Annotated in this window: 9 protein-coding genes and 2 pseudogenes; 7 read left to right on the forward strand and 4 right to left on the reverse strand. The window is 67.5% G+C overall.

The window, feature by feature from the left end; translation table 11 throughout:
* The first annotated feature begins 250 nt into the window (after positions 1-250).
* A complete protein-coding gene (locus IE206_RS35820; protein WP_189969757.1) occupies positions 251-829 on the forward strand; it encodes a DUF317 domain-containing protein in 579 nt (192 codons plus the stop codon).
* The gene (locus IE206_RS43705) at positions 730-960 is read left to right on the forward strand and encodes a hypothetical protein (protein WP_373301038.1); all 231 of its coding nucleotides are present in this window, start codon (positions 730-732) and stop codon (positions 958-960) included. The genes IE206_RS35820 and IE206_RS43705 overlap by 100 nt, the downstream gene beginning before the upstream one ends.
* A gap of 959 nt (positions 961-1,919) precedes the next feature.
* Here the strand turns inward: IE206_RS43705 and IE206_RS43710 are convergent.
* On the reverse strand, positions 1,920-2,384 hold the full coding sequence (locus IE206_RS43710; protein ID WP_373301039.1) for an ArsR/SmtB family transcription factor: 465 nt from the start codon (positions 2,382-2,384) through the stop codon (positions 1,920-1,922).
* Between the two features lie 715 nt (positions 2,385-3,099).
* On the opposite strand from IE206_RS43710, the gene IE206_RS35830 reads away from it, so the two are divergent.
* Positions 3,100-3,492 carry a hypothetical protein gene (locus IE206_RS35830; protein ID WP_189969761.1) on the forward strand — a complete coding sequence of 131 codons (393 nt, stop codon included), beginning with the start codon at positions 3,100-3,102 and terminating at the stop codon, positions 3,490-3,492.
* A gap of 265 nt (positions 3,493-3,757) precedes the next feature.
* On the opposite strand, the pseudogene IE206_RS43715 reads toward IE206_RS35830, so the two are convergent.
* A pseudogene (locus tag IE206_RS43715) lies at positions 3,758-4,056 on the reverse strand (hypothetical protein); the annotation flags it as partial.
* Positions 4,057-4,146: 90 nt separating this feature from the next.
* On the opposite strand from IE206_RS43715, the gene IE206_RS35835 reads away from it, so the two are divergent.
* Positions 4,147-5,157 carry a quinone oxidoreductase family protein gene (locus tag IE206_RS35835; protein WP_189969763.1) on the forward strand — a complete coding sequence of 337 codons (1,011 nt, stop codon included), beginning with the start codon at positions 4,147-4,149 and terminating at the stop codon, positions 5,155-5,157.
* Positions 5,158-5,386: 229 nt separating this feature from the next.
* Complete coding sequence (locus tag IE206_RS35840) at positions 5,387-7,105, forward strand: IS1182 family transposase (RefSeq protein WP_229853313.1); 1,719 nt, start codon at positions 5,387-5,389, stop codon at positions 7,103-7,105.
* Positions 7,106-8,110: 1,005 nt separating this feature from the next.
* Here IE206_RS35840 and IE206_RS35845 read toward each other — a convergent pair.
* Positions 8,111-8,923: an alpha/beta fold hydrolase gene (locus tag IE206_RS35845; protein ID WP_189969766.1), complete on the reverse strand. Its 813-nt coding sequence runs from the start codon at positions 8,921-8,923 to the stop codon at positions 8,111-8,113.
* 76 nt (positions 8,924-8,999) lie between these two features.
* Here IE206_RS35845 and IE206_RS35850 point away from each other — a divergent pair, with 76 nt between their 5' ends.
* A complete protein-coding gene (locus tag IE206_RS35850) occupies positions 9,000-9,473 on the forward strand; it encodes a MarR family winged helix-turn-helix transcriptional regulator (protein WP_189969769.1) in 474 nt (157 codons plus the stop codon).
* Positions 9,474-11,262: 1,789 nt separating this feature from the next.
* On the opposite strand, the gene IE206_RS35855 is transcribed toward IE206_RS35850, so the two are convergent.
* The gene (locus tag IE206_RS35855; RefSeq protein WP_189969771.1) at positions 11,263-12,573 is read right to left on the reverse strand and encodes a NucA/NucB deoxyribonuclease domain-containing protein; all 1,311 of its coding nucleotides are present in this window, start codon (positions 12,571-12,573) and stop codon (positions 11,263-11,265) included.
* A gap of 479 nt (positions 12,574-13,052) precedes the next feature.
* Here IE206_RS35855 and IE206_RS35860 point away from each other — a divergent pair.
* Positions 13,053-13,418, forward strand: a pseudogene (locus tag IE206_RS35860) (helix-turn-helix domain-containing protein); the annotation flags it as partial.
* Positions 13,419-14,172 lie beyond the last annotated feature (754 nt).

Below are 14,172 nucleotides of genomic sequence, written 5' to 3' on the forward strand. Positions count from 1 at the left end.
CCCCGCCCACGACGGCTGGACCACCGTCGCCGTCGGCACCTACCAGGACGGCCAGAGCGTCCACCTCCACGGCGAAGACCACCTACGCGTCGTCGCCACCACCCACACCGACCCCGCCGAAGCCATAGCGGAGTTCGAACGGCTCTACGGCGACGCCATCCGGACCGGCCCCGCACCGGCCACCGACACCGAACGGCAAGCCGCGGCCGCCCGCGCCCCCACCGCCATACCCGCCCCGCCGACGACAGAGATGGTCCCAATACACGCCGCTGGCTCCGGGGACCACGAAGCCCTCCTCAACGACTTCCTCGCCGCCCAAGACGAGTGGGAAAAATGGAGGACCTGGTCGGATGAAACCACCCACGCCGTCCACGAATCCCTCACCCTGCGGGCCGAGTTCGTCCACGAAGCCGACCCCGACGACATCGTGTGGACGATCGCTGCGTACGAGAGTCCGGTCGGTGAACGCCGGTGGCACGCCACGGCCACCGCCACCACGCCCGTGGCGATCATGTGTATCCTCCTCGACCCCCTCGCCTCCGGTGACGCCGCCCAGACCGCCGTCGGCAGCCAGGTGTCCGAGAAAACCATCACGCAAGCCACCCAACCGCTCACGGACGCGGGCTGGGAGCACACCGTCGACGGGCGCTGGGTCCGCTGGCACGCCCCGGGCGAGCACGCGCCGGCGTCCAGTTCGACGCCTTCGGCGCCGAGCGGCCCAACGGTCCGCTGCCCGCCTGGACAGTCTGGGGCGGCACCACCGTCCACCAGCCCACCTGGGCCCTCCGCTTCTCGGCCCACGCCTCGGCCACCGTACTGCAGGACCTGACCTTCGAGCTGGCGAACGGCCTCGTGCACAGACCGTCCGCCGGTCCGCCCCGGCAGTCTCGCCTGACTTACCCCCAAACGCCCGCGCCTCCCACAACATCGACGACCCCGGCACCGGGGCGACACCGATGACCGGCACTACTCGGTCGGCCCCGATGACGATAGAAGGCCCTCGCCCCAGCTATACGGCGAAATGATGGCGGAGGACCGGGCCTTGCGTCTGCGCGGTTACGAGGTCACCAGGTTCGGAGGCCATGAACTCATGGGCGATAGTGCGCCAGACATGTTGCGCAAGTCCTTCACCGCGCTCGACGAGCGGTTCGGCTCAACGCAGTCAGCCCGCCAGCGGCAACAGTTGGTTCGAGCTGAGCTAGGACGCGGGGCCGGCGCACGCTAGGTCGACAGCATCCACGGCACTACGGGCCGATGTGTCACGGACAGCCCGGCGGTCAACCAACTAGCCCTGGTAGCAGCCGCTCTCCGCCCTCAACCCTCCATCTCCATCCATACTGCTGAGGTGCAAGCCTTCCGCCACGCAGACACCGACACGAGTCCGGATCGTCCCCAGGCGACCACATGGGAGGAGTACCGGTCTTCATTGCTTCCCCAGTGGAGAAGCCTTCTGGATTCCTCTCCCAGTGAGCTAGAGATGCAAGAGTTCTTGGAGCATCACCCCTGCTTCCTCCCTGGCGCAACGGACAACATCGGCCCGGGAGGTCATCACGGGCCCTCGTTCTGTGCCGTGATTGGACAGCCTCCGCTGAAAGGTCTTGGCCCAACGCGCGTCCCAGACTTCATGTGAGTCCGGCGGGACGCAGGAGCCATCCGGCCGATCTGTATCGAGATCGAGAGCCCTCGGAAAACGTGGTTCAACAAGGGGTCGAGGACACCGACCGCCGAGTTGACGCAGGCGATCGATCAACTCACCGAGTGGAAGGTTTGGTTCTGCTGGTGTCCCGCCGAGTGGTGTAGCGGCGCTCGACGATATCCGTCGGCGACCGATCGTCAACGCGCTCCTCGACCAGGGCCGCACTGGCTGCCAACGGGACCTGCTTCCGCACGACCTGCCGCCGCGCGGCGTCCCCCAATCGCTATGGGCACCGGCCCGTTGCTTCTGGCTGTGCCAGGTGATAGCCCAGGGGCGTAGCGAGGTGCTTGACGGTCTGCCCCATGCGTAGGCTCTGTATCAGACCGGCACGTCGTAGCACGGCGGCGTGCCGACTGGCTGCCGCGTCCGACACGCCGAGCCGCGAGGCCAGTTGCCGTCCGGTGACTCCTCCGGACGTGACGATCGCCTCAAGCGTTGCTGCTCTTCCAGGGCCCAACAGAGTCCGAAGTGCTGCCAGTTGGCCAGGCTCGGTCCGTGGAGGAGCTCCAGCTGGGATCCGGACGGTTAGGTGATCGTCGGCGGGCTCGGTCAGGGACACCCGTCGGCTGAGGGCTACTGCCTGGATCCGAAGCGAGCGCTCGCCGAGCTCAAGATCCGCGTCGAAGGCCGTCGGTAGCTCCAGGACGCCGCGACGAAGTCTGATCTCGTGTCCGAGTCGATGGAGCATCACCGAGGCTCCGCTGCCGGCGTAGAGGTGCGACAGGCCGGCTGCACGGGCTGCGACCGCCGAGTCGATGCCCGAGCGGTGCGGCTCGATGGCGGAGCTGCGCACGTGATCGATGGCCTTGGTTAGGAGGCTGTGGGCCCGGTCGTCTGCCTCGGCGAGGGCTTTGGTGAACGGTGTCGGAGAGCGGCGGGCGAATAAGTGAGACAGGTACAGGGGGCTGACGCCCTCGGTGAGTTCTGGTGCGGTGCTTCGCGAGTAGAGCTGCACCAGCGGGTCGCAAGGTCGCCCGCCGTGCGCATGGGCCACCCCGGCCGCTGTCAGTTCAGCGCCGAAGTCGGGGATGGCACAGATCCTGACGTTGCCTAAGCCCTCGGGCCCCAGGTGAATGCGTATCAAGGTTTACCCCCGTGGTCTTGACGCCCGCAGCAGGGCTTTTGCGCGTGGATGACGAAAGCTACCCGTGCCCGGGCGCAAACGAAACGATGCAGACGCACCACGGGCGCGGCGCTGTGTAGATCTGCGGCGGCCATCGCACCCGCGACGTCACCACTCGTCCAGGAGGAAGTCTCATGAAGATCGGCAAGAAACTGGCAGCGGCCACGGCACTCTGACACTGCTCAATGACACCGTCGATAAACGACCGCGACGGTTTGGTCAAGTCGAGGTCCGCGCAGGAAACCGCTCCACCAAGCCGCATCGGAGGGAAAGACACCCCATGCCCAAACTCGGAAAGCCCAACCGCGCGATGATGAAGAAGGCTGCGCAGCTGACGGTGGGAGTCGTAGCCAGCTGCGGTCTGATGCTGGCCGCGCCGGTCGCGGCGCACGCCAGCTCCGGCCCCGCAGCCCCGGCTCCCCACGTCATGAGGCCCAACGCCACCAGCCCCGACTGCGGCTCCGCCGTGGAAGTGCATTTCGCCGCTGGTAATCACCGATGTGTCACCGGCAATGGCATTCACTACGTGAATTACTGTGACGTGGACTGGCTCAACACCGGGAACCAGTGGGTGGCGCTGGTCTACGATGGCGGCCAATACCAGCCGGGGATGCCGCCTGGGAGCTGGTGGAGCAGCGGCAGCTGCATCAGCCGGATCGACGTCAACACGTGACGATGCCCGCCCTGCGCCGGGTGCGCGTCACCACCGCGATCAGCCTGTATGACTGATCGCGTCTCCGAGCAATCCCGTCGTGCCCGCCGTATAGCTCGGGGCATCCTGCCCCGAGCTATACGGCGTCCTCGCCATCGAGCGGACACAGCGCCCGCACCTGCCCCGTCGGCGTGGGTGCGCACGATCGGGTAGCGGCCGAGGGTTCGAGACCCACACCCAACCCACACCCAACCCGCAACTCCAACTCCGCCGAGTCGAACTCACGCAGCCCGAGACTCAGGCCGGCCAGCACGTCCACGCGCACCGCCAGCCACGGCTTGCCGTCCAGCAGCCGAGCGCGCGGGTTGGAAAAGCGGTGCGAGGGAGAAGCGAAGAATGTCGCGGCTCATCAGTGCCCGATACAGCTGCTCCAGCACGCACGCACACCACATACGCGTCGCGGTCCACCACGCCCTGCGACAGGCCCTCGTTCGCGTACACCGCCTTACGCCAGTACGGCGGCACCGCCTTGTCGTCGACCTCCCGCTTCAGCAGCGGCTTCTTCGTCACCTGGCGTCGGCTCAGCTCTCGGCGGGGGCGGCGGGCTGGTCTGCTTGCCGGGAATCGGATCGCCATCAACGGGGTTGGTGGGGGAAAGCCGTTATTGGAGGGGTCATGCGAGCGATTCAGGTGTACGAAGTGGGCGGTCCCGAGGTGCTGCAGGAGGCCGAGGTGGGCCAGCCGCGGCCGGGTCCGGGCGAGGCGGTCGTGGAGGTCGCCGCGTCCGGGGTCAACTTCCTCGACGTCTATCACCGCGAGGGCCGGTACAGCCTCCCGCTGCCCTTCACCCCGGGCGCTGAGGGTGCCGGCACGGTCGTCGGAGTCGGACCCGGCGTCGCTGACGTCGCAGTCGGGGACCGGGTCGGCTGGGTGGAGATTCCCGGCACGTATGCCGCGCGGGCCGTCGTGGACTCCTCCCGGCTGGTGCCGCTGCCCGACGACATAGGCTTCGAGACAGCCGCCTCCGTGCTCCTCCAAGGCATGACCGCGCACTATCTCGTCAAGGACGCCTACCCGGTTCAGGAGGGCGACACGGTGCTCGTGCATGCGGCTGCCGGTGGCATGGGACTGCTTCTGACCCAGCTCATCACCCATCTCGGCGGCAGGGTGATCGGCACGACGTCGACCACGGCGAAGGCCGAGCTGGCGAAGCGTGCCGGGGCCGCTGAGGTGATCCTTTCCTCCGCAGTCGACGATCTCGCAGCCGAGGTGAGGCGGCTCAACGGCGGTCAGGGACTGCCGGTTGTCTTCGACGGCGTCGGCGCGCACACCTTCGATGCGAGCCTCGCCAGCCTGCGAACCCGCGGCCATCTCGTGCTCTTCGGCGCGGCAAGTGGTGCCGTGCCGCCGTTTGATCCGATTCGGCTCGCCCACGGCGGTTCGCTGACCCTGATCCGGCCCAGCCTCGGGGACTTCATCGCCGATCGGTCCGAACTGCTCCGACGGGCCGCCGATGTGTTCGAGTGGGTGCGCTCCAAGGCGCTTGAGGTCACCGTAACGGGCCGCTACACATTGTCCGAGGCCGCCCAGGCCCACAGCGATCTGGAAGCTCGGCGTACCACCGGCAAGCTGCTCCTCATACCCGACGCGGCCGCTATTGGACACCGCGAGGAGACGCAGAGCTGACCACGGATGACAAGGTCGGAGATCTCTCCAGCCGGTGTGCCAGCCGACCATGATCAATCTCAGCGCCAACCGCTGTACCGATGTTCGGAGGCTGCTCACCTGCCGTTTGCGGCTGGTGACGATCCTGCTGGCTTATTCCGTGCCCAGCGGGGCTGACGGCTCGTTGGTCGGGTCGGGACAGCAGCGGCCGTCTTGACGTTCCCGGTCGCGGGTGGGGTGTGGAATGTCGATGCAGCCGAGGCCGTGGCCGAAGGTGCCTGAGCTGACCGCGCAGGTGGCGCGGGCGGTGGCGGCACGGGGTCCGTACCCGTTGGCGATGCGGGTCCGTGACGAGCTGGGTGAGTTGTTCGCGGACGCCGACTTCGCCGAGGCGTTTGAAGCCAGAGGACGGCCAGGCTGGTCACCGGGCCAGCTCGCGCTGGTGACAATATTGCAGTTCGCCGAGAACCTCACCGACCGGGCGGCAGCGCATCGGGTGCGGTACGGCATGGACCTGAAATACGCACTCGGCCTGGAGCTGGATGATCCGGGGTTCGACGCCTCGGTGCTGTCCGAGTTCCGCACGCGCCTAGTCGAGCACGGGATGGAGGAGAAAGTGCTCGATCTGCTGCTGACCGGGCTCAAGGACCGGGGCCTGGTGAAGGCCGGAGGCAGGCAGCGCACCGACTCCACCCGCGTTCTGGCGGCGGTACGCGATCTGAACAGGCTGGAGCTGGCCGGGGAGACGCTGCGGGCCACGCTGGAGGCGCTGGCCTGCGCTGCCCCGGACTGGCTGGTCGGGGCGGTGCCCGTTCGGGAATGGGCCGACCGCTACGGTCCGCGGACTCACTCCTGGCATCCGCCGGCTTCCACGAGCAAGCGCGAGGAGATGGCCCTCGTCTACGGCCGGGACGGGTTCGCGCTGCTGGAGGCGGTGCATGCTCCTGATGCCCCGGTCTGGCTGCGCGAACTCCCAGCGGTGCAGGTCCTGCGCGCGATGTGGGTGCAGAACTACCACCGCACTGTGACCGAGGCAGGGGCGGAGGTGAAGCGGCGGGAGAGCGAAGACCTCCCGCCGGGCAGGCTGCGGCTGGCCTCTCCGTACGACACTGACGCGCGCTATGGCCTCAAACAGGGATCCTGGTGGACCGGCTACAAGATCCACATCAGTGAGTCCTGCGACGAAACCGACGTGCAGGACGCAGCCACCGGACAGGCGGTCCCCGGAGCGGACGGACCGCCGCCGCGCTTGATCACCGGCATCGCGACCACCGACGCCACGGTGACCGATGCGGAAATGACCGAACCGGTCCATCACATGCTTGCCGCCCGCGGTCTCCTGCCCGCCGAGCACTTCCTCGACTCCGGTTACGCGTCCGCCGAGTTGATCGTGGGCATGAAGAAGAACTTCGGGGTCACCCTGGTCACCCCGGTCCTGCTGAACAGCTCACCCCAGGCACGTGCCGGCGCCGGGTTCGATCGCACCGCGTTCACCATCGACTGGGACAAGCGGCAGGCCACCTGCCCCCGCGGGGACACCAGCACCTGGTGGAGCCCCGCCACCCTGCGCGGTACCAAGGCCATCGTCATCAAGTTCGACAAGGAGACGTGTCGCCCTTGCCCGGTGCGCGACCAGTGCACCCGCTCGAAGAGCGGTGGCCGAACCCTCTCCCTGCAACCCCGCGAGGTGCAAGAAGTCCTCGACCATGCCCGCCTCCAGCAGGGCGACGAGCAGTGGCGAGCCAAGTACGGAACCCGCGCGGGCATCGAGGGAACCATCCACCAGGCCATCGCGGTCACCGGCATGAGACGTGCCCGCTACCTCGGTCTCCAGAAGACCCACCTGGAGCACGTCTTCTCCGCCGTTGCACTCAACCTCATTCGCCTCGATGCCTGGTGGAACGGCCATCCCCTCGACCGCACCCGCGTCAGCCACCTTGCCCGCCTCGATCTCTCGCTCGTCGCGTGACCGAATAAGCCAGCAGGATCGGTGACAGCGTTCTTACCGGCACCCCATCTCGATGCGCAGCGCAGCGTCGGCGGTTGCCCAGCGAGGTCGGGGTGCACACCGCCCGTGCGCACCCCTGGCATGGGCGGACCGTTGTGCGCAGTCAGGTCACGCCGGGTGTATGCCAGGAGCTCGCTCAGTGCTGCCTCGTTCGAGGCCGGCCTGCGGGTGCGCCAGCCGGCCACGGTATCTCGGACCGTGTCACACACGGTGTGGAGTTGCGCAGTCAGCCGGTCGGCAGCCCGGCGAACCGGACGGTCCCCGGCTTCCCCGGGATCATTCGCTGCGCGGCCCCGGGGCCCGCCATCCGCACCACATTGCCCACCGGCGCCTGCCGACGCCCAGCATGGGCACCGTCCACCAGCAATTCCAGCATCCCCGTCGGGCGAGGACAGGGGTCGGAATCGAGCTGCCCTGTCGAGGTGAGTAGGTCAAACTCCAGCTCACTCGCATCGGTGCGGAACACCAGCCGCACCCCCGAAGGCATCACCGTCACCCCCGTAGACCGACGGATCCTGGTACTGCTCCTTGGTCCACGCGGGCAACCGGCCAGGCATGACCCCCGCCGGCGTCTTCTCCAAGTCCAGCGCACCGCGTAACTCCACCGGCCCGCCTACCAGCGGAACCGTCCGCATCATCACCACTCCCCCACGCTCTGGGGCCCGGATGCTTGCATGCACCCGCGAGCTCCCTCAATCAATGTCATCGTGACGCACTAGCACTCCTTGCCGCCCAGACTTCGTCGGCGCCGGCCCAGTACGGCACTCAGCGCCCGACCAGAACTCTCAGCGAGGTACTCCACCAGCACGTGCTGCAGGCCGAGTACGCGAGGACGAACATCCGATGAAGCTCCCTTTTTTGTGGGCCGCCGTCGTCCGGCGCGATCATTCCCCGCCGCGGGCGGCGGGGCGGTGGGGCGGCGACGGGACTGGATCGGGGACAGCACCGCACTTCGCCCAGGCCGCGTCAGTCGTTTCGGGCCGATACGGTGCGCAGGAAGTTCCCGAGGATCTCGTTGAAGGTGTCGGGGCGTTCCATGTTGGGGTAGTGAGCGGTGGCTTCGATGGTCGTCACCTGGCCGTTGGTGACGGTGTGTGCGAGGCGTTCGGCCATGGTGATGTGGTCGTCGGAGTCGATGGCGCCGTTGATGGCCAGCACCGGAACCGTGATGGTGGCTGCTCGCTGCCAGGTGTCGGTCACGGGAATGATGTGCACGGGTTCGGTGGCGGTGTGTTTGGCGAGGGTCCGCCGGGTCATCTCCCGCAGCCTGCGCACGACATCCTGGTTGACGTCGTCGAGTGTGCGGTGCGGTCCCGCCCCGAGCCGGGTGAAGGCCTCGACCCAGCCCTCGGCGTCACCCGCGGCCAGGGCGCGGGCCTCCTCGGCCTCGATCTCCTTGAGCCAGGGGTCCTGGAATTCGGGTTCGCTGGTGCCGACGCCGCTGACGACCAACGCGCCTACCAGATCGGGGTGTTCGAGTGCGGTGTCGACGGCGATGGCTCCACCCATCGACAGTCCGACGAGGATCGCGGGGCCGACATCGAGGTGGCGGAGCAGCGCTGCGACGTCGTCGGTGTGGCGGAAGGGTGCGTTCGCGTTGGAGGATCCGCCGTGCCCGCGGGCATCGGGTGCGATCACCCGGCAGTGCGACGCCAGGGCCGGCACCTGGTCGTCCCACATGCGGTGGTCCAGAAAGCCGCCGTGCAGCAGCACCACAGGCTGACCCGCGCCGGTGTCGCGGTAGGCGAGGTGGGCGTCTGCGGTGTCTAACGAGAACATGCCAGAAGCCTGAATCATGACAACCAAGGTGCCATATTTTTTGGGATGTTGGCAACACAGGTGTCATCCTGGCCGGGTGAATGACGCTGACACCCCCCTCACCCCCGACGACCTCGGCCGCCGACTCACCGAAGTCTTCGCCCTGGTCGGCCCGCTGTACCGACGAGTGCAGCGCAAGGTCGAACAAGCCGAACCCATCGAGGGCCTCTCCGTCGGCGTGCGCGCCGTCCTCGACCTGCTCCTCACCCACGGACCCATGACCGTCCCGCAGATGGGCCGCGCCCAGGCACTGAGCCGACAATTCGTCCAGCGCATGGTCAACGACGCGGCAACCCGGCAACTGGTCGAGATCACCCCCAACCCCGCCCACCAACGGTCCTCACTGATCCAGCTCACCGACAAGGGCAGAGCAGCCATCACCGCCCTGACCATCCGGGAACACGCCCTCCTGCGCCAGGTCGGCGGCGACCTCACCGACACCGACCTCACCGCATGCAAGCGCGTACTCACCCACATGCTCGAACTCTTCGACCATGTCGACGTGAACTGACCCCCATACCCGCCGCCGCCAACAGCCGTTACCTGTCGGCGAGTCCGCGCCACGTGGCAAATCCCGGCTGTCGAATGCCGTTCAAGAGGGAGTGTCAACTTAACGACCCTGGCTCACATTCGGTGGCAGCGGAGCGGACACTCAAAACGCCAACTCACAGGCAGATCGCAGTCACGGAGCAGCGAACCGATCCGGTGCCGAATCGTTGAACAGCCCGCCTCCCCTCAAGGCGCACCGAATCGCAGGGTCTCGCCATAGCGGGGCCCTGCGGCCGTTCCCGACCTGCCAAAGGGCCGCCCGGGCCCAGCCTCACGCGGGACACCGCCGTGGCCGCGCACCAGACACTCACGGGCCCTCCCCGCCGTTCCTGCAGGCAAGCCCCCACCCTCCATTTTCTTGATCAACGGACATAGGGAGAGGGCAGAAGGGGAAGCCTGCCCCCCTCCACCCTCAGAACCTGTGTCTGATGTCGCCGACGCCCGCGTTCGGCCGCCTTGTTCAGGGGCTGCCTTGCGCGCTGTGCTTGGCAGTGAGGGCCCCCGGCTCAACTTGTTCGACCACATGTTGCCCGGATTGTTCCCAACGAGGCCAACGCGCTCGGTGGGAATGCTGTAGCCATACGGCCAGCCGTCAGCCTGACGCCTGAGCGAACGTCACGCCGTAGCCGACGAATCCGCGAATCCGGCCCTGACCTGGCCTTCCCGATTTCAGACACAGGTTCTCAATCGCGGGGTCTGGCCCGGGCGTTCCCGCCGGGGGGCCGGATGCAAGACGCAGCAGATAGTGCAGGAGATGGCCCAGCAGACTATGCAGCAGATACGGCGATTTCGGTCCCTGCCCGGGGCGGGCGGCTTCACCTTGCCCCCCGGCCCATGACTCACCCGGCTGCGCGCTCGGGCACAACCGACGCCGTGCTCGCTCGTTGAGCAGCCCGCTACGCCCCCTTGGAAAGTAAACACACGGCAGGGCCCCGCAAAAGCGAGGGCCCTGTTGCCGTTCCAGTACTCGCCGGACCCAACCGAGGCTGGGCAGGCCTCCCCGGCCCGGCCGGGCAAGATGCCCGGCACCGGCTTGCCCAAGAGCCTTGCCCGCACCCCGAAGTACAGAAGAAGTACGGTCCGGCGCGGCCCCGCCTACACCCCCAACACGGCCATTCAAGGCTCGGTCGGCGGCGCACCCGCTGCCCCGCGCATCCCCGCCCCCGCGGGCCCGGGCGACCCAACGTCCGAACCCGGCACCCGGCGCGCGCCCAGGGCCCGCCAGTACCGCGACGCACGCCGCCCCACCTGACCCCACACCGCCCACGGAGCTGGCGGGCTCCCTGCGGTCAGCTGCCGCCGTACAGGTCCGCGTGCACGCCAGCCGGATCACCGCCCAGGAAGTTAGTGACCACCGGCCGGTCCAGGCCCATAACAGCGAGGCGCACAGCGCAATAGCTCGGCCTGCCGGGGCAGTTCGACGTGCGCGCTCTCATCGGTGACCAGGAACTGGGCGGCCATTTCCGGGGCGACGACGTGGATGAGTCCGCCGCGGTGTCGTGATCGGGCCCGACCGCCCTCCCGGTCCCGGCTCGCTCCGGGTGGCCGCCCCGTACAACCGTATTGTGCAGCCGCAGCTGTCCGCCGTCGAAACCGCCGGGCGGCGGTGCAGGCAGTGCACCGCCGACACCGACACCACCAGATCCGAGACCTTCGTGGCGTCGGGGCGGGCATGGAAATAGCCGCCAGAACCGTGTGCAGTGAGCACGGTGGGGGCTGTGAGCGGGAGCCCCGCCCATGGAGTGTAGGGGCTACTGAATTTCGAGGGTGAAATCGTCCCAGTTCCGCGGGTGGTTGTTCGCGTCGAAGCCGGGGTCCAGGACGCGGTAGTAGGCGTAGAACTGTTTGGCGATGTTCCCGGCTGTGCCGTTCTGGTCGGCGTCGACGAGTTTGACCGAGTAGGCGTATGGATCCGAGTACGCCTCGTACTCTGCCTTGGCGGCGCCTTCATAGGTGGAAGCCATGGGGTACTCGTCGCACTGTTTGCCGTGGCGGGGTCCGCACTGGCCGCGGGCGATGGCTCCGTTGCGGTTGTATCGGGTCTCACTGGTGGGCGGGCTGTACTTCGAGTAAAGCCGGTGCAGCGGGTTGTCGAGGTACCCGGGGAGCACCTTGGTCTGGCCCGGCGGTTCTGCGGGGATGGTCGCGTTCGGATTGGAGAGCGCGCTCTGGATGTGCTGCGCGACTTCGTCGGTGCCCTGTCCTGTCAGGTTGTACGTCAACGCAGGGGGCAGGTCGTCGAAGATACCCGCGCCGTCGGAGTCCTCGCCCTGCTTGACGTAGGAGGCCTGGTCGAAGCGCACGTTCAGATCGGGCAGGGAAAGGAAGTTGTCGCCCTGGTTCACATAGCCCTCGGGGAAGACCACGTAGAAGCCCTCGTCGAGGACAAGCTTGGTGATGTCGTCGCGGCCGACGCCTCCTCCGGCGGGCACGTCGACCGCGAACTTCCAGTCGTCGCTGCCCGCGAGCAGCCACACAGGGAATTCCCCGAGGTGGTCATCCGTGCGGGAATGGCAGGTGCCGGACCCCAGAACGGCAGTGCACTTCGATGCCCCGAAGAAAGTGATTGCAGGATTCCACTTCGCGCCGAGGACCTTCTGGGAGACGTGGGAGACGTGGTCCTCGAAGGTGAGGAAGCGGGATGCATAGTCGCCGAACCCTGCATGACCGATGAGGGTGTCCGTGAAGAAAGCCGCTCCCTGCGGCACCTCCGCGCCGTCCACGATCAGGTTCTCGATCGCGGCCATCTTGCGGACCAGGCACACGTCGAACCGGTCTGGCTCGTACACCGGCCCGCCGCCGCTATCCGGATCCGGACAGTCGGCGAGCGTCAGTTCACGCGGTTCAGCCGTCGGGTCGAACGGGACGGGAGCGGCCTGGGTGCGGGGCCGCTGCCCGCCGGTACTCGCATGCGCGGCCCGCAGTCTGGCGCGTCGGCGCGCGTCGTATGCGGTGAGCGTCGGCGCCGGCTGCTTGCCCGCTTCCACCAGACCAAGGGAGGCCGGCGACTTGCCGGCCTTGAGTCCCGCCGTGATGGCGGCTTGGGTCAAGCCGGCGGGCACGGTATACAGGCTGCCCTCGAGTCGTGGCGCGCCGCCTGCCGGACCGTCCGCACGCGCGGCCGCCGCGGCAGGTATCACGAGCGCCGCGGCGATCGCCATAGCGGTCGCCGCACGGCGCCATCTCCCAGTGAGTCTGTGCACAGTGGACCCCCTTACCGTTTGACGAGTCTCCGTCAAGTTTCAGAGAGAGTCGCACAGTTGCTCAATGGCCTCGCGCTGCACGGCCGGAATCCCCCAGTAGCTTTCACTTCAGGAGCGGCGCCCTCCACCATCAGCACGCCGCCGGCCTGGCCCCGTCCCGCCGCCCCACCAGACGGAAAACCGGGCCACCTCGCGGGATTCGGCCACCGTCCCAGACCCCGCCATAACCGGCGCTACCAGAGCCAGTCCCGGAAGTACTGCAATCGCCACGGTGCGCCATCGACACGTCCTGGAACTGCGCTCTCTACCCTGTTGTTCGCGGGTGAAACGATCTTGGCGTGGCTGGTGCAATCACAGCGTCGGAGCCGTCCGGATAGCCCCGTTCGCTGGTGGGCTGAGATCGCGTCAGTTCAGCAAGCTGATCACCGCGTTGCGGCGCGAGGGTGCGGATCCGGTCCGCAAGGGCCGGCCGTGGAGCCTGCCGCTGGAGGACCGGGTACTGCAGGTCGCCGCCTACTGGCGGACCACTCACGCTGCGGCAGCTGGCACCGCTGTTCGGGGTGTCGAAGTCGGCCGCCGACCGCATCGTCAATCACCTCGGCCCCGCGCTCACGCTCCAGCCGCGCAAGCAGTTCCGCAAGGACACCGTGCTGCCCCGCGGACACGTCGAGCCCGTCACCATCGGCGGCAAGGAACACACGGTCAAGCTCGGCGTCTGGATGTCCGACAAGAGGACCCGCCGCACCAAACTCAGCGGGGAGCAACGCGGAAGGCTCGCCGAACTCGGAATGGACTGGGCACAGGACGGTTAGGGTGACCTTAGTCTGGGGCGGGTGGCTGGCAACTCTGCCGGTGACGGAACACTTCGCCTCAGACCACCAAGAATGTGCGATCCAGGGTGCGTTTCACGGCATGATCCACGCCGCACGTGTGTGGTGCGCGGAACCCCGGCGCAGATTCATTCGGCAGCAGGCGGGTCGAGGCCCGGGGTATCTCACGAGACAGGTGGTGATTGCGTGCGGTGTTGGCCTGGCGGCGTTTCGTGACGAAGTGCCAAACTGACGCCCACGTTCATTTGTTGATGCGAGGGGGTTCTGCCATGCCGAACACCGGGCACCGGTTCGTCGTGAAGGTCGGCGAGGACGAGGTTGCTTTCCACTAAGCGTCAGGGCTTCCGCTGGATCGCTCCAAGGCGGCACTCAGCAGTCCGCTGTCGGCACTGCCCGATATCAGTGGCGAAGCGCTGACGGAGCTGGCGAATCCGACGATCAAGCTCAAGCACGGCGTCGTCAAGCCGAAGAGCGATCTGCATGAGTGGGTCAGCACGGCCGCCGGGGGCCAGGCCAGCAAGAAGGACATCCGCATCAGCCTGACCGATGACGCGGGGACGGCTCTTCTGGTGTCCGCGTACTCTCTGATCTGCTCAGCTGTGTACGTTTGTAACTGCTCGGTTATCAG

Source organism: Streptomyces violascens, assembly GCF_014649955.1.
In the GTDB taxonomy this organism is placed as follows: domain Bacteria; phylum Actinomycetota; class Actinomycetes; order Streptomycetales; family Streptomycetaceae; genus Streptomyces; species Streptomyces violascens.